The 16,296-nt window shown below is 48.2% G+C and carries 12 protein-coding genes and 1 tRNA gene; 5 read left to right on the forward strand and 8 right to left on the reverse strand.

Annotated elements, in window-relative coordinates; genetic code table 11:
- The first annotated feature begins 371 nt into the window (after positions 1–371).
- The 5 genes from C12CBH8_RS07775 (at position 372) to C12CBH8_RS07795 (ending at position 3,871) form a co-directional block, all read left to right on the forward strand.
- The gene (locus C12CBH8_RS07775) at positions 372–1,649 is read left to right on the forward strand and encodes an aspartate aminotransferase type Ic (protein WP_090264161.1); all 1,278 of its coding nucleotides are present in this window, start codon (positions 372–374) and stop codon (positions 1,647–1,649) included.
- Between the two features lie 175 nt (positions 1,650–1,824).
- Positions 1,825–2,376: a ComEA family DNA-binding protein gene (locus tag C12CBH8_RS07780; protein WP_215532942.1), complete on the forward strand. Its 552-nt coding sequence runs from the start codon at positions 1,825–1,827 to the stop codon at positions 2,374–2,376.
- Between the two features lie 144 nt (positions 2,377–2,520).
- Positions 2,521–2,610: transfer RNA gene (locus C12CBH8_RS07785), tRNA-Ser, on the forward strand.
- Between the two features lie 215 nt (positions 2,611–2,825).
- A complete protein-coding gene (locus C12CBH8_RS07790; protein WP_099322392.1) occupies positions 2,826–3,272 on the forward strand; it encodes an RrF2 family transcriptional regulator in 447 nt (148 codons plus the stop codon).
- A 296-nt stretch (positions 3,273–3,568) separates the two neighbouring features.
- Positions 3,569–3,871, forward strand: a complete 303-nt coding sequence (locus tag C12CBH8_RS07795) for a hypothetical protein (protein WP_090264166.1) — start codon at positions 3,569–3,571, stop codon at positions 3,869–3,871.
- Between the two features lie 146 nt (positions 3,872–4,017).
- Here the strand turns inward: C12CBH8_RS07795 and C12CBH8_RS07800 are convergent, their stop codons facing one another.
- The 8 genes from C12CBH8_RS07800 to dnaB all read right to left on the reverse strand — a co-directional run bounded on the left by C12CBH8_RS07800 (position 4,018) and on the right by dnaB (position 16,190).
- Positions 4,018–5,376 carry a SipW-dependent-type signal peptide-containing protein gene (locus tag C12CBH8_RS07800; protein ID WP_215532943.1) on the reverse strand — a complete coding sequence of 453 codons (1,359 nt, stop codon included), beginning with the start codon at positions 5,374–5,376 and terminating at the stop codon, positions 4,018–4,020.
- A gap of 482 nt (positions 5,377–5,858) precedes the next feature.
- Positions 5,859–8,042: a DNA gyrase subunit A gene (locus C12CBH8_RS07805; RefSeq protein ID WP_090264170.1), complete on the reverse strand. Its 2,184-nt coding sequence runs from the start codon at positions 8,040–8,042 to the stop codon at positions 5,859–5,861.
- Positions 8,043–8,121: 79 nt separating this feature from the next.
- On the reverse strand, positions 8,122–10,104 hold the full coding sequence (locus tag C12CBH8_RS07810) for a DNA gyrase/topoisomerase IV subunit B (RefSeq protein ID WP_090264171.1): 1,983 nt from the start codon (positions 10,102–10,104) through the stop codon (positions 8,122–8,124).
- Positions 10,105–10,248: 144 nt separating this feature from the next.
- On the reverse strand, positions 10,249–10,980 hold the full coding sequence (locus C12CBH8_RS07815; RefSeq protein ID WP_090264173.1) for a LiaF transmembrane domain-containing protein: 732 nt from the start codon (positions 10,978–10,980) through the stop codon (positions 10,249–10,251).
- A gap of 45 nt (positions 10,981–11,025) precedes the next feature.
- The gene (gene ftsH / locus C12CBH8_RS07820) at positions 11,026–12,834 is read right to left on the reverse strand and encodes an ATP-dependent zinc metalloprotease FtsH (protein WP_171846255.1); all 1,809 of its coding nucleotides are present in this window, start codon (positions 12,832–12,834) and stop codon (positions 11,026–11,028) included.
- 113 nt (positions 12,835–12,947) lie between these two features.
- A complete protein-coding gene (gene hpt / locus C12CBH8_RS07825) occupies positions 12,948–13,487 on the reverse strand; it encodes a hypoxanthine phosphoribosyltransferase (RefSeq protein WP_090264177.1) in 540 nt (179 codons plus the stop codon).
- Between the two features lie 5 nt (positions 13,488–13,492).
- Positions 13,493–14,827, reverse strand: coding sequence for a tRNA lysidine(34) synthetase TilS (tilS, locus tag C12CBH8_RS07830; RefSeq protein ID WP_246441806.1), 1,335 nt, complete (start codon positions 14,825–14,827; stop codon positions 13,493–13,495).
- Positions 14,820–16,190 carry a replicative DNA helicase gene (gene dnaB / locus C12CBH8_RS07835; protein WP_090264181.1) on the reverse strand — a complete coding sequence of 457 codons (1,371 nt, stop codon included), beginning with the start codon at positions 16,188–16,190 and terminating at the stop codon, positions 14,820–14,822. Before dnaB ends, tilS begins: the two co-directional genes overlap by 8 nt.
- Between the last annotated feature and the right edge of the window lie 106 nt (positions 16,191–16,296).

Genomic DNA, 16,296 nt, shown 5'->3' on the forward strand with positions numbered 1-16,296 from the left:
TAGTAGAAGAATGCAAGGATTTTACAAAAAAAGGTTGTTTTCTGATCTGATTTTCTCTTCTTTTGACCGGCTGTAAAAATAAAAACGATTTCCGTTCTCTTTTTTTCACTGCAAAATATCCATTTATGAAGGATTCCTCTCTTCGTTTTTCAGATCCAACTTTTCTTTTTGCAGGATCTAAGCTAAAATCAGTCCTGTTTTTGGGTGTTTCATCCCATATTTATAGGGTTTTTCAGCTCTCCCATAGAAGCGTTTTGCAAGTTTTTAAAAAATGACTTGCAAAATCTTGGTGTATCGTTTAAAATGATAGGAGAGTCTGAAAGGCTTTATGCTGTCTTGCATTTCATTATCATGAAGGAGATTGAGGGATCATGACTGCCTACCATCAAATGAGTCGCCAAGAGCTTGAAAAGGAAAAGAGTTTACTGGATGCGGCTTATGCCGCCTTTCAAGCAAAAAATCTAAAGCTGAATATGGCCCGTGGAAAACCCAGTGTGGAACAATCTGATTTGTCTAATGGTATGTTCAACTGCCTCTCCTCTACCGATTACTTCTCTGAGGACGGTGTGGACTGCCGCAATTATGGTACTTTGGACGGCATCCCGGAAATGAAACGCATCTTCGCCGATTTGCTGCATCTTTCCCCCGATGAGATCATCGTAGGCGGAAACTCCAGCCTGGCAATGATGTTTGATAATGTCTCCTCTAATATGTCCCACGGCGTCCGGGATGGAATCCCGTGGTCCAAACAGGGCGAGGTTAAATTCTTGTGCCCCTCCCCTGGCTATGACCGTCATTTTGGTATTTGTGAGTATTTCCATATCCAGATGATTCCTGTGGCCATGACCGAAACCGGTCCGGACATGGACGAGGTAGAACGCTTGGTATCGTCCGATCCCATGATCAAAGGAATCTGGTGCGTTCCCAAGTACTCCAATCCCGATGGCATCGTCTATTCGGATGAAACCGTTCTCCGTATGGCTAATTTGAAGCCGGCCGCTTCCGACTTCCGCATCTACTGGGACGATGCTTATGCCATCCACTATCTTTACGATAAACCCGCCACAATCCTCAATATTCTGCGGGAATGCGAGAAGGCCGGCAATCCCAATATGCCTCTGATTTTTTCCTCCTTCTCCAAGATCAGTTTTGCCGGCGCTGGCGTAGCATGTATCGCCGCTTCCCGTTCCAACATCGAATTTATCAAACAGCGTATGGCCATGCAAACCATCGGCCATGACAAGCTCAATCAGCTTCGTCACGCCCGTTTCTTCAAAGATGCTCAGGGCGTACTGGATCATATGGCCAAACATGCAGCCATTCTTCGTCCCAAATTTGAAGCGGTAGAAGAGGCTTTGGAACGCGAATTAGCTCCCCTCCAACTGGCTCATTGGCAGAATCCCAAGGGCGGATACTTCATTTCAGTATATGTGCCAGAAGGATGTGCCAAGAGAGTGGTTCAGTTGTGCAAAGAGGCCGGTGTGGTATTGACGGGCGCAGGCGCTACATATCCTTACGGCAACGACCCTCACGACAGTAATATCCGTGTGGCTCCCTCTTATCCGTCGGTGGAAGAACTAAGAACAGCGGCTGAACTTTTCTGTTTGTGTGTCAAATTAGCTGCTGCAGAGAAAATTTTAAGTGAATAAAGTAGATGTAATCGTTTTAAGCCTCTCTTTTGTGTGTAAGAGAGGCTTCTTTTTTGTCTGCACATTTGGAGAATATTTTTCACATATCCTCTTCCTTTATTTTCTGATTTGCTATAATAAATAAGATTATTGGGTTAGGCGAGACATTTTTAATCGATGCATTTGAGGAACCTTTATGGATAAGCAAACTCTTCATGAGGCCTACTTGCTGATCGCTGCAGGTATCTTAGTGGCGGCAGTCATTCTTTATAATGCTTTGTTGTCTCCTAATCTTGGAGCATCCGCTATTGTGTACACCAACTATAATCACAGCGATACCTCTTATCCGATTTCTTACAATTCATCATCTTCTCCTTCTTCTATTTCCTCTTCGCAGGAAGAAGAATCTGAGTCTTCCAGTATATCATCGGAAAGTCCGGTTTCAAATTTCTCTTCTGAAACACCTGATGAGATAACTTCTGTAGCTGACCCTGTCGTCTCTTCAGAAGCGCCGGCCAGTTCTTCCTCCACTGAAACAAAGAATCCCGTTTCTTCTGGGAAAATCAATATTAATACTGCATCCAAAGAGGAATTGATGCAATTAAACGGTATTGGTGAGGTCAAAGCACAAGCCATCATCGACTATCGCAATGCACACGGTCCATTTAAGTCGGTGGATGAACTGGTGTTGGTCAAAGGTATCGGTGACGCAACATTAGCCAAGAATCGGGATAACATTTGCACATAATCGAGGCCTTTTCTTTTTCTCTCCATTTCTGCAAAAAAAACAAAAAAACGCTTGACTTTTTCTGGATAACCTTGTATAATAATTGAGCGCCACAAAGCTAGAAATTGTTAAAGAAATACGTGGCGACAGTTGAATAGTGTAGATGGAGAGGTGTCCGAGTGGCCGAAGGAGCATGATTGGAAATCATGTGTACGGGTTACCGTACCGCGGGTTCAAATCCCGCCCTCTCCGCCATAGCCTCGAAGTTTTCTAGAAAATTTCGAGGCTTTTTTCTTACAAAATATTATGCATTGGTCGGATAGCTTAAGAAGCTATCTTTTCATACTACTATCGCTTTCACTCTACGCTCTGCCGCTACTCGATCGCCAGGTGAGGCTCCTCTTTCATGTGACCAATGTAGTTCGTTTACAACCTTTTTAGAACTTTAGTCATTTATAAGGGAGCTGCTCATGTATATTACTCTTGAAACCGATTACGCCATTCGAATCGTGGATTGTCTGGTCCACAGCGATCACCGTATGGATGCTCAATCCATTTCGGAAGCTACTTATGTCTCTCTCCGGTTCTCTTTAAAAATCCTGCGCAAATTAGTTACAGCTGGTATTGTGCAGTCTTTTAAGGGGGCTAAGGGCGGTTATATCCTGGCTCGAGAACCTATTGATATCACTCTTCGGGATGTCATTGAGGCAGTGGAAGGCCCCTATCGTTTCAGTCGATGCCTTGCAGAGGATTATGAATGTGTGCGCAACCAGTCTTTGGAGTCTACCTGTGTATACCATCAGTTTTTTGATCATTTATCCCAAGTGGTAATAAATGAATTAAGTCAATTTAATTTTCAGACTATCAAGGATTCGCCTTTTTCCTGCCTTAATGCCGATACTTGTAGTGAAAAATAGCAAGAGGCCAAGGATTGACCGAACCTTAACCCATAGATCCTCATGACAAAACAAAAAAACCGCAGGGAATGTATCATCATCCCTGCGGCATTGCGCTGAAAGCCTTGCAAACGCAGAAAAAAGACTTTCAGCGCTTTTTTAGTATGGTCTAAGAAGACTTGTTTTATACTGTAAAATAAAAATGGAAACGTTGTATTTTTCAGGATGAACTGAAAATTCATCAAAGAAAATTGTGGAGCTTGATTCACATCTGATTTTCTGTTATCATAAGCTCATCCAAAGGAGGGTGAGACAGATTGGAGAAAAAAATACGCATTTGGAAAAGACTGATTTATGGGACATTAGGCGTCTGTTTTATTGGCACCATTGTATGGTATCTGTTTATGGTCCTCCATAATTTGTCCGGCATGACAACATTACAAATGCAGCAATCGGTTGATATCAATCTCTTTTTTACCCGTATTGAAGGGTATCATGAGGTCGCTATTGCCAATGCACCTATTTTATTCGGCTTATTTTGTATTATGGTAGCGGTAGGTGTCCAGGGAATTAGTCACATGATGCTTACCAGAGAATCGAATCATAAACGTTTGTCTTAATATTTATTGTTTGCTTTATTGAACGAAAAGCCGTCAATGTCTTTAAAAGACATTGACGGCTTTTTTATCCATATAGTAGTTGGATGTTAAGTTTGCTATGTATGAAGCAGTCTTGCTTTTGGGAAAAAGACTACGTTATCCCCCGCTTAATTTTCAGCAATCAGCCAGTAGCCGTCTCCGTTATCCGTTACAACATTACCGGCGGCAACACTGGTAGGCTTATCGGGAGAAAATGTTTTGGAGACAAGAATCTGTCCGCCGTTGGCTACGGCATATCTTTTTCCATTGATCGCACTAAATTTACAATTGTCAACTACAATTGTACCACCGTCTGCATACAGAGCCGTACTGTCTGCGCCGCTGACGCTATAGCTTCCGCCGGAAATGGTAATGGTGGATCCGCTGGTAGCCATCACAGCGTGGCCTTGGTAACCAGAACATGAGAAATTACCTGAATTGAGATAAATCTCACTTCCGTTCTTGGCGGTGACCTGTGCATCACCAGATCCGCTAACGCCGTAGTTGCCGCCGTTAACGGTTAATGTACCGCCGTCTGCAGTAAGAGCGCCGGCAGTATAGACAAGGCCTGAATTGGCAACAGCATTGATGGTCATGGAGCCTCCATCTTCTACGGTGATGCCAGCACCAACGATCGTTGATCCTCTATTGAGCGTGTTGTTGCCTAAATTCAATGTAACGTCACCTGTGACAGTCAGGTTCTTTCCATCTGTAATCGACTGTGTCACATTGATTTCGGTAGGGACGCCGGGGTTATTCAGGGCATCCTCAAGGGAGTCTATATCCGCCACATCTACAGAAGCTGGATAACCGGCATTCTCATCATAATCGCTGTTGCCAAAACCATCCTGTTCGGCTGTGGCCTGCTTGGCAATCAAGGTCATATCGATGGTAATGGAGCCGTTTTGATATTCATTGCCCGCATCTTCCTTCATATGTACAGCAAGGGCAAAGTAATCGGTCTCATTCTCTTCACCATTGACGATCTCATCTAATGTGCCATTTGGTGCAGCCACTGTCTGTCCAGCTTGGATATCGCCTACCTGGGCGCCTTCCATGGCCTCCAGTTCCTCCCAGGAGTTTGCATCGACATCCGCTGCCTTTTTGCCGTCCAGCACTGCATATTCCAGCGAACCAATTAAACCAGGATCTCCATCTATGATATCCAGCAGCAAATTATAGTTGATGGCCAGGCTGCCTTTGTTCTGTACCGCCAGATAGACGATCTCTGTCTTGCCAGGTTCCCAGTTGATGCCATTTCCAGCTTCTTCACTGAAAATGTCTCCAGTTCCGTTTGCAATGCTTGTATAGTTGCCGTCTTCAGCCTTATCCATCAGCAGGTCGACCTTCAGGTTTCCTGCCTCGATCCGGTTGCCTTTATTGGTTACGCTGTCAGTAAACCAGGCAAAAGTCGTTCCGACCAGCAGTGCACAGCAGACCAGTACTGACAGTCCGCAGGCAATCAGAGATTTTTTTGTGGTTTTCATGTCTGTTTCCTCCTAAAAGATTTTTACGGCATTTCTTAAGATTCTCCTAGATACCTACGGATCAATGCCGTAAAAAATCTCGAAGGTATCTATTCCGTATAACTTTGTCTTCCCCGTTTATATTTGGGTATTTTGCTCAATAGGGAAAGGTTATCCCCCCCCCCTGTGGCAATTTTTACCAATTGTGCAACTTTCACTATGGATCCTCCTTTTTGATGCACAAACGCCTTGCTTCCGCTCGGCATGGCCGTCACATCTCCCTTATGGGAATCCAAAGGCACAAGTTTCATCCGTTTATGCCTTTGGATTTTCATAAGGGGGTAAGATTAAACAATCTATTACAGCTTGATTGTACTAAAATAATGCTTATATTTCAGAATATATCACAATCCGGCAAAATTATCAATTAGTAAATACTAATTTTACCAAAAAAATAAGCCGTCTGCATTTCAGCAAACGACTTATTCTAAATGCCCTTCATCCTATAGAGTCAGCTGTTCTCCTAGATCCTCTGCAGCCGGCAGGGCTCCGATAGCCGGCAGACTCTTGACGCGATATCGATTGGCATTGTGAACCATTCCCTCCTCAAAAGGACGCACCGATTCCAGTCGATGTGCCTTCCGCTGGGTCATGACTTGGACTCCTTGGGTATCCCTTGTAGCCTTTGGCGTCAAAGCGCCGGTATGCAGCAACAGCATCCGGGAGGATGTGGATTTCATCAGTACTTCTCCATCCTCCAAGCCGTGGAGAATGTCCACCAAGACGGATTTATCCGAATATGCGCCTACCAGTTTCCGGCGGTTTTGCTTTGTCTCATATCGATTAAGCTCCACCTTCGCCGCTTTGCCATTCTCAAAGAAGAAGAGTAAAAAGCCGCTGTAGTCCTGAGTGACCACCATTTTGACAACCCTTTCCCCTTCGTCCATCCCCATTTTTGCCGGGATATAATCCCCTAAGAGACTGACTTTTGTATCGTCAAAGTCGAATGCGTGTGCTTTGTACACCTGGCACCGGTCTGTGAAGAACAAAAGGGACACATTGTTGGTAGACTCCACCGCCTGTGCGATCTCGTCCCCTTCCTTTAACTTGTGATCCCCGCTCATGCGCAGCGACTGAGGCGTCACCTTCTTAAAATATCCCTCTTTCGTAAGGAACAGGTGTACCGCATAATCAGGGATCTCTTCTTCAATCTCTTCCTCGTCCACATCGTAGACAATGGCCGATTTCCTGGGCTGGCCATACTGTGCCGACACCTGTTTTAACTCATCTACAATAATGCGTTTGACCAGTTTCTTGCTGTCCAGAATGGCCTGCAGTTCTTGGATTTTCTTCTCCAGTTCTTGGATCTCCGCCGTGCGTTTGAGGATATATTCCCGGTTTAAATGGCGCAGTTTGATCTCTGCTACATACTCGGCCTGGATCTGATCAATGCCGAATCCAATCATCAGATTGGGCACTACTTCACTCTCTTCCTCGGTCTGGCGGACGATCGCAATGGCTTTATCAATGTCCAACAGGATCTTCTGAAGCCCCTGAAGCAAATGCAGTTTATCCTGAGCCTTGACCAGGTCGTAATGAGTCCGGCGGCGGATGCATTCTACACGGAAGGCAATCCATTCGCTCAACAGCTCCCGTACTCCCATGACACGGGGCATGCCGGCGATGAGTACATTAAAGTTACAAGAGAATGTATCTTCCAGCGGCGTCATCTGATAGAGCTTGCGCATGAGTTTGTCCGGATCCACGCCGCGCTTTAAGTCCACAGTGATCTTGAGGCCGGGCAATCCTGTCTCGTCGCGGATATCGGCGATCTCCCGCATCTTGCCCGCTTTGACCAGATCCACTACCTTGTCGATAACGGCTTCGATGGTAGTGGTGGGCGGAATTTGTGTGATGTCAATACAGTGGTTGTCGGCATCGTAAGTATACGTCCCACGGACGCGGATCCCTCCTCGACCCGTGCTGTAGATCTTATCCAACTGGTCCCGATTGTAAAGAATCTGTCCGCCGCCGGGAAAATCCGGCGCTTTCAGCGTGGAGGCAATCTCGTGTTCCGGATTTTTGAGAAGGGCGATGGTAGTCTCGCATACCTCTTGCAAATTGAAAGGACAGATGGAACTGGCCATACTGACGGCAATCCCTGTATTGGCGTTGACAAGCACGGTGGGAAAGGCCGCAGGCAACAGGGTCGGTTCTTTCATGGTGTTGTCGTAGTTGTCCACAAAATCTACGGTGTCCTTATCGATGTCCCCAAACAGCTCCTTACAGATGGCGTCCAGCTTCACCTCTGTATAGCGGGAAGCGGCGTACATCATATCCCGGGAATAGGCCTTGCCGAAGTTGCCTTTGGAATCCACATAAGGATGCAGCAGGCTTTCATTTCCCCGTGCCAGACGCACCATGGTTTCGTAAATGGCGCTGTCGCCATGGGGATTGAGTTTCATAGTGGCCCCTACAACGTTGGCCGATTTCGTGCGGGCACCGGTGAGAAGCCCCATCTTATACATGGTATAAAGGAGCTTGCGGTGGGATGGTTTGAACCCGTCAATCTCTGGCAGCGCGCGGGAGACAATGACGCTCATGGCATAGGGCATATAATTGGTTTCCAGCGTCTGCGTGATGGGCTGGAGACGCACCTCCCCCGCCCCTTCGATAACGCCCTGCATTTGTACAGTTGACTTTTTTGATGTCGTTCTCCGTTTTCTCGGTGGCAATGCGATCCCCTACCTTTAAACTCGTTTCATTTTAAGACAAATCGGCTAATTCTAAATACTGGGCGCCGTTTTGAGAGATATAATCCTTGCGTCCACTTAGGTTGTCACCCAGCATCAAATCAAACATTGCGGCTGTTTGCAATGCGTCATCGGGCTCTACCTTGATGAGGCGGCGGGTAGCGGGATTCATGGTGGTTAGACTCATCATATCCGGCTCATTTTCGCCCAAACCTTTGGAGCGTTGGATCGTATACCGTTCCTGCCCGATCTCCTGAAGCACCTTGGCTTTTTCCTGTTCTGTATATGCAAAATAAGTCTGATCTTTTGTCCCGATCTCATAGAGCGGGGATTCTGCAATAAATACCTTGCCCTCCTCGATGAGGGTGGGCATTAGGCGATACAGCATTGTGAGAATCAGGGTGCGGATCTGGAAGCCGTCCACATCGGCATCGGTACAGATGATGACTTTATTCCACCGCAGGGAACCAAGGTCAAAGGAAGAAAGATCTTTATTGGCTTTGGTGTGGACTTCCACTCCGCATCCTAATACTTTACACAGATCTGTAATAATGTCATTTTTAAAAATACGGTTGTAGTCGGCTTTGAGACAATTGAGTATTTTCCCTCGGACTGGGATAATAGCCTGGAAATCAGGGTCCCTCGCCTGTTTACAGGCTCCTAAAGCTGAATCGCCCTCCACGATGTACAGTTCCCGCACGCCCACGTCTCGGCTGCGGCAGTCCACAAACTTTTCTACCCGATTGGATAGATCCAAGTTGCCCGACAATTTCTTCTTACTGCTGATGCGCAGTTTCTCAGCTTCTTCCCGGCTCCTCTTGTTTACCAGAACCTGTGCGGCGATTTTTTCTGCATCCAGAGGATTTTCAATGAAATAGACCTCCAGCTGATGGCGAAGGAAGTCCGTCATAGCTTCCTGGATAAAGCGATTGGTAATGGCTTTCTTCGTCTGGTTTTCATAGGACGTCCGTGTGGAAAAGGAGGAAATGACGATGATAAGACAATCAGCTACATCTTGGAAAGAGATTTTGCTCTCCCCTTGTTTGTATTTACTATTTTGCTTAAGATAAGCGTCGATCTGGGATACAAAAGCCGAACGTACTGCCTTTTCCGGCGCACCGCCGTACTCCAGCCAGCTGGAATTGTGGTAGTACTCCGCTACATTCACTTTATTGGAGAATGTCAGCGCTACATTGATTTTTACTTTATATTCAGGTTTATCCGCCCGGTCTCGGCCCTGACGTTCGGTCTGCCACACTTGGACGCCGGTCATAGCCTCTTCTCCTGCCAGCTCCTCTACATGGTCGGCAATGCCGCGTTCATACAGATAGGTGTATTCCTCAAATTTGCGTCCCACCTGATCCCTCAAAAGAAAAGTAAGGCCCTCATTGACGATGGCCTGGCGCTTGATAATATCCTGGTAGTAAGAAAGCGGCACATTGATGTCTGTAAAGACCTGGAGATCCGGACGCCAACGAATGCGGGAACCCGTAGTTTTTTTATTGGTGGGTTCCTTTTTGAGTCCGCCGACATTTTCACCGTGCTCAAAGTGAAGACTGTATCGAAAGCCATCCCGATAGACCTCCACATCCATGTATTCCGAAGAATACTGGGTGGCGCACAGGCCCAGGCCATTGAGTCCCAAAGAAAACTCATAGCTTTCCGAATCAGCGTTGTTGTACTTGCCGCCGGCATACAGTTCACAGAAAACCAATTCCCAATTGTATCGATTTTCACGGGTATTAAAGTCCACCGGGATACCGCGTCCAAAGTCCTCTACCTCTACCGACTGGTCGCTGTACCGGGTGATGACAATACGATTGCCGAATCCTTCTCTCGCCTCGTCGATGGAATTGGACAGGATCTCAAAAATAGAGTGTTGACAGCCTTCCAAGCCGTCCGATCCGAAGATGACTGCCGGGCGTTTGCGTACACGATCTGCGCCTTTCAGAGCCGAGATGCTCTCGTTATCGTAGGTATTCTTTCTTTTCGCCATCGGTTCCTCCAACCTTTGCCAATTGAAATGCTCATCTTGAGAATACCTCAAGATGCTTTCTCACGAATAGGGCGCCGCCCTGACGGACAGCGCCCTTCTACTTTATTTGATCCTCGTCGATCTAAGGGATTTCCTTACAGCAACTTATTTGAGATCAATGCCGCCAAACACTGCTGTACATTTGATCGTGATGAGCGGTAAGGACGAATCGTCATTCGGTATAAACATACTGTCAAAACCGCCGAATACCGGAGTTCCCGTCACTTTAATGCGTGCTCTGCTTGGAACATAAAGATCGATACCGCCGAAAATTGTGGTCAGTTCCAACGTGATATCCTGTACCGGTACGGCATCTCTCATATTGATCTCCAACCCGCCGAATACTGCTGTGGCTTTACCGCCCTGCAAGTTCTTACTATAGTTGGAAAGCTGGCGGCCGCTAAATACAGCGATATAATCCGGACGGTCATCAATACTTTTTTCCCAAGCTGATGTCTCTGCCCCATCTGGCTGAGGCGGTGATAATGGTGGATTGTCGTGATGTTTTGGTTTCCAGAACCATCCTACTAGTAGCCATGCACCTACCAGAAGTAAGACCACCGCCCAGAAAAATGCACTGGACTGACCTTCCGATAAAAGGCCGCTGCTTTCGGCCATCAGCCAAACGCCGATGGCGATGAGGAGTAGGTTCCAAAATTTCGGTCCCGATGATATGATGCCTGCAATGCCGGGCACGATGATGAACAAGGTCCACCAACTCTCTGATAGCACGTGGATCACTTGATCCGACCACCATCCAAAGGCACTGCCTGCCACAAATACCGCTAAACCGATAAACAGCAGGCCAAATAAGATGCGTGCTGAATTTCGTTTCATGGTAACCCCTCCTAATCGACTCTATCCCTGCGGTCTTTTCTGCGTTTAGCTATTTTGTGGCGCTTTTGTCCAAGGATCGGACATCATGGATGCAAAGGTCTCGCCATCCATTTTCTCGTGAGCCAACAGATAATTGGCCACTTCATGCAATTTATCCATGTGCTCCTGGAGCATGCTTTCACAGCGATGGTACGCTGTCATGATAATCTCACGGACTTCATTGTCAATCTGAGAGGCCAGGGATTCGGAATACTCCCTGGTATGGCCGAAGTCCCGACCCAAGAACACTTCATTGGAATCGCTGGATGCATAATTGATGGGGCCCAGTTTGTCGCTCATGCCGTATTTCATGACCATTTTCTTGGCCAGATCGGTAGCGCGTTCAATGTCGTTGGACGCGCCGGTAGTGATGTCCCCGATTACCAATGATTCCGCCACACGACCGCCCAACAAGGTGACGATATTTTCATTCATCTCCTGTTTGGTCATATGGGCGCGGTCCTCGCGGGGCAAGGACATGGTGTATCCGCCTGCCATACCGCGGGGAATGATGGAAATTTGATGCACAGGATCTTGAGTCGGCATATAGTAAGTGACCACAGCGTGGCCCGCTTCATGATAAGATGTGATGCGTTTATCCTTCTCATTGAGGACGTGAGAACGCTTCTCCACGCCCATCACGACCTTGATAGTAGCTTCCTCGATTTCTTCCATCGTGATGGCGCGCAGTCCTTTACGGGCCGCCATCAGAGCCGATTCATTCAAAAGATTCTCCAGATCGGCGCCGGTGAAACCAGAAGTGGTCTTTGCTATGACAGAAAGATCCACGTCGGGAGCCAGAGGTTTGCTGCGAGCATGAACCTTCAAGATATCTTCGCGGCCTTTGATGTCGGGATATCCCACCAAAATTTGACGGTCGAAACGTCCCGGACGCATCAAAGCGGGATCCAAAATGTCAGCGCGGTTGGTAGCGGCGATCATAATGACCCCTTCATTGGCACCAAAGCCATCCATCTCCACCAGGAGCTGGTTGAGGGTCTGTTCGCGTTCGTCGTGTCCGCCGCCTAGACCTGCGCCGCGTTGGCGGCCTACTGCGTCGATTTCGTCGATGAAAATAATGCAGGGAGAATTTTTCTTGGCTTGTTCAAACAGATCACGGACACGGGAAGCACCTACGCCCACGAACATCTCCACAAAGTCAGAGCCGGAGATGGAGAAAAACGGCACACCGGCTTCACCGGCAGTGGCTCTTGCCAACAGAGTTTTACCGGTTCCAGGAGGGCCCACCAACAGCACGCCCTTGGGCATACGGGCGCCTAATTCATTGAAGTGGTTTGCATCCTTGAGGAAATCCACGATCTCCTGTAACTCTGCCTTCTCCTCATCTGCACCGGCTACATCGGCAAAGGTGGTCTTGCGTTTTTCGTCCGCCACCTGCTTGACTTTTGCCTTGCCAAAATTCATGGTCTTGGCCCCGCCATCCATGCCGGCGCTCATGCGCTTCATCATGAAATACCACAGGAAACCAAAGGCCACAATCAAAATCACCGTGGGCAAAAGGTTCAGAAGCCATGGAATGTCACTGGCCGGTTTATAGTGATAGACCATCCGGTCTTCAGCCGGCTTACCCTCATTGTATTGATCGATGTACGGTTTGGTGTCTTCGCGGAACATTTCCACATTGGCCAAGGTATAACTTATTTGCTTGTCGTCATCCAAGCGCATCACTAGGTCGCCGTTGCCGACATCCACAGTAAACTCCCGCACCTTCATATCCTCAAAGTAACCGATGACCTGAGAATACTTCAAAGCGTCAGGGGTATTGGAATTGAGCATAACGACGGCAATGATCATGATAACCACGGGCAGGCCTACATATAGGAGAATGTTGCGTACATACTTGCTCAAAGAATCATCCACTCCTTGTTCCGCTGGCGGCTCTCGCCGTCAAGGGACATCTATTCTAGTTAGCCTCCGTAAACCGAAGGTTTTAAAATGCCCACATAGGGCAAATTCCGGTATTTTTCAGCAAAATCCAATCCATACCCCACTACAAATTCGTCGGGCACTTGGGCGCCGGTATAGTCCGGCTGGATGGGCATTTTGCGCCGTTCCGGTTTATCCAGCAGCGTACAGATGCGGACACTGGCTGGACGACGGGCTTTGAGATTTTCTACCAAGTAGCTCAACGTCATGCCGGAATCCAGGATATCCTCCACCAAAAGGACATCCAAACCTTCAATCGGCTTGTCCAAGTCCTTGATGATGCGCACGACACCGGAACTCTTGGATCCATTGTTATAACTGGATACTGCCATGAAGTCCACACGGCAGGGCGCTTTGATGGCGCGCATCAGGTCGGCAATAAACATAAACGATCCCTTTAGCACACCCACCACCAAAAGATCCTTATTTTGATAATCGCGGGTAATGCGTTCGCCTAGCTCTTTTACAATATTCTCTAGTTGCTGCTGGTCCAGCAAGACCGATTGAATGTCTTCCATCATGTTTGTCATCTCCTCACACTCTCAAACCGATAAAGACGACGGGTTCCAGCGCCTATGGCGGCACGCTGATCCGGGCCAAAACCACTAACCCACAAGATGCCTTCCTCATCGCAGACAACCGGGATCAAATCCCGCTGCTCCAATGGAACCCCCGCTTCTTGAAACAGTTTTTTCAATGATTTCCCACAGCCACGGCCGGCCGGATGAAACCGATCGCCAGGCATACGGCGCCTAATCATAGCTGTACCCATTATTTTAGCACAGTCTATAGCATTATTAAATAACATTTTATTAAAATTTTCTTTTTCGTCAATCCCTACAGCCTCAACCGTCATTTGAATCCCTGATGGGAGCAAAAATGTGCCTTCTTTCAACGGAATCGGTTCCATCCACTGTGGCTCTTTTCCATGAACAGGCTGTACTTGTAGCAGGCCGTCCTTTTGCCTGGCGCGGACCTTTCCGGATAAATCCGCTCCTCCCGGATGGGAAAGCAGGTCTTCCACCATCTCCACATGCAGTGCCTGTGCCTGGCCTCCGGCCCGGCGGATGAGTTCCATGATGGCTTCCCTTCTGACGGCCGGCGGATGTTTTAAAAGCTCCTCCACCCGGTACCCGTTTTGTGTACAGGCTTTTGTCAATACATCCTGCGTCTGCTGTTCCAAAAACTCCTTGATGTCCCGAAGCCAAGCAGTACAACGATCCATGGATTTCAAAAAACCTGGGTGAATGTCCTGTAAAACAGGGACGACGTCCAGACGGATGCGGTTTCGGGCATACTCCCGCCGGGTATTGGTCGAATCGGTGATAAAGAGAAGTGAGTTCTCTTTACAGTATGCCTCCACCTCATCCCTGGTAATCCTAAGAAATGGACGAATTATATTTTCTCGAACCGGCGGGATCCCACAGATCCCTCTCAGTCCTGCGCCTCGGGAAAGATGCAGCAGCACCGTCTCAGCCTGGTCGCTCAACGTATGAGCTGTGGCAATTTTAGATCCTGCCGCAGCTTTTTGTAAAAAATCGTATCGCAGCCGTCGAGCGCATTGCTCCTCCGATTCCCCTGACCGATCGGCCTCTCCCCGCACATCGGCATCGCTTATCTGTAAAGGGATTCCCCACTTCTGACATAGATCGCGGCAAAAGGCTTCATCCCGATCCGATTCCTCTCCCCGCAGATGATGATTGAAATGGGCGGCCGATACGTTCCATCCGGTGGTACGGCTTTGTTCTTTGAGATAATACAAAAGCGAAACGGAGTCTGCGCCGCCCGAAAGGGCCACCAAAACCGCTTCGCCATCTTGAAGCATTTTCTGTTCCTGCATCCAGGACTTTACACTATCCATCACGGCGACCAAACTCCTGTGTTGTAAACCGGGTGTGTTTTCCATCCCAATGAAGAGGTACGGTATCCACAGCGCCGTGACGATTTTTTGCGATAATCAGTTCGGCACTATTGGGATTTTGATCCTGCTGTTCTTCTTCCCCATCCTTATAATATGTGCTGCGGTATAAAAACAGTACGACATCGGCATCCTGTTCGATAGAGCCGGAATCGCGCAAGTCAGCCAATTGAGGACGATGTTCGGAACGGTGTTCACTGCCGCGGGATAACTGGGCCAAGATAATGACCGGGATGTTGAGGTCCTTGGCCATGACCTTCAGAGACCGGGTGATCTCCGACACCTCTTGGACGCGGTTTTCAATGCGCTTCCCGCTGCCCATCAAGCCTAAGTAATCCACAATGGCCAACTCCACGCCCTTCATATGGCGCAGCTTTGCCTTGATCTCCGGGACGGTAATAGAGGAGGTATCGTCAAAATAAATCGGGGCGTTGTGCAGCATGGATGCAGCGCTGGCAAAGGATTTCCACTCCTCATCGCTGAGACGACCGGTCATCAGCTTAGGCCCGGGAATCATGGATTCCGACGAAAGCATCCTCATGACACACTGCATACTGGACATCTCCAACGAGAAAAATGCCACCGTCCTGTTTTGGATGACACCCACGTTGTGGGCAATGTTGAGGGCAAAACTGGTTTTACCCATGCCAGGACGGGCGCCGACAATGATCAAATCGGATTTATTAAATCCAGTGGTGATGGCATCCACACCGGAAAAGCCGGAGGCAACGCCGGCATATTGACCGGTTTCATCGGTACTCAGCTTGTGGAGATGGTCATAAGTCTCCACAATAACGCTGCCGATGTGACGCATCTCACCGTTGTTACGGCCTTGCCGGATATCATAGATCTTCTGTTCCGCTGCATCCAGCAATTCCCCGGCCTCCGATTGGCCGTCGGCTGCTGAGTCCGCGATCTCCCGGGACGCGGCAATCAGCGATCGGATGTCAAATTTATCCCGTACAATAGCGGCGTAAGCGGTCACGTTGATCACCGACGGCACCATTTGAGCCAGCTGCGTGAGATAGCTTTTCCCCGACGTCTCATCGTATACCTCAGCGGTCTTCAGTGCTTCCAGCACCGTTACAAAGTCCACCGGCTTACGCAAATCCTCCAGCATACACATCTGGGTATAGATGGCGCGGTGCTGGGCCAGATAAAAATAATCCGGCTTCCGGATGATACTGCGTACAGTGATAAGACAGGAAGCGTCGATGAGAATTGCGCCCAACACCGATTGTTCCGCTTCCAGGCTATACGGCATATTCAGGCCGTCGGCCCCTGTGTTGATAGACGGTGCACTCATCGTTCTCACATCCTTTCTCATCCCATAAAGTTTTCATAAAAAACAGAGTAAAATGAATTTGACGGCAGGTTCTCCGCCGTCAAATCAAGAGAATACATTCAGATCA

The sequence above is a fragment of the Solibaculum mannosilyticum genome, assembly GCF_015140235.1.
Lineage (GTDB): Bacteria > Bacillota > Clostridia > Oscillospirales > Acutalibacteraceae > Solibaculum > Solibaculum mannosilyticum.

Coding starts and splice junctions, on each gene's coding strand:
- C12CBH8_RS07800 (WP_215532943.1), bottom strand. CDS start 5,376: ATGAAAACCACAAAAAAATCTCTGATTGCCTGCGGACTGTCAGTACTG.
- C12CBH8_RS07775 (WP_090264161.1), top strand. CDS start 372: ATGACTGCCTACCATCAAATGAGTCGCCAAGAGCTTGAAAAGGAAAAG.
- C12CBH8_RS07790 (WP_099322392.1), top strand. CDS start 2,826: ATGTATATTACTCTTGAAACCGATTACGCCATTCGAATCGTGGATTGT.
- C12CBH8_RS07805 (WP_090264170.1), bottom strand. CDS start 8,042: ATGCAGGGCGTTATCGAAGGGGCGGGGGAGGTGCGTCTCCAGCCCATC.
- C12CBH8_RS07815 (WP_090264173.1), bottom strand. CDS start 10,980: ATGAAACGAAATTCAGCACGCATCTTATTTGGCCTGCTGTTTATCGGT.
- C12CBH8_RS07780 (WP_215532942.1), top strand. CDS start 1,825: ATGGATAAGCAAACTCTTCATGAGGCCTACTTGCTGATCGCTGCAGGT.
- ftsH (WP_171846255.1), bottom strand. CDS start 12,834: ATGATCATTGCCGTCGTTATGCTCAATTCCAATACCCCTGACGCTTTG.
- hpt (WP_090264177.1), bottom strand. CDS start 13,487: ATGATGGAAGACATTCAATCGGTCTTGCTGGACCAGCAGCAACTAGAG.
- dnaB (WP_090264181.1), bottom strand. CDS start 16,190: ATGAGTGCACCGTCTATCAACACAGGGGCCGACGGCCTGAATATGCCG.
- C12CBH8_RS07810 (WP_090264171.1), bottom strand. CDS start 10,104: ATGGCGAAAAGAAAGAATACCTACGATAACGAGAGCATCTCGGCTCTG.
- tilS (WP_246441806.1), bottom strand. CDS start 14,827: ATGGATAGTGTAAAGTCCTGGATGCAGGAACAGAAAATGCTTCAAGAT.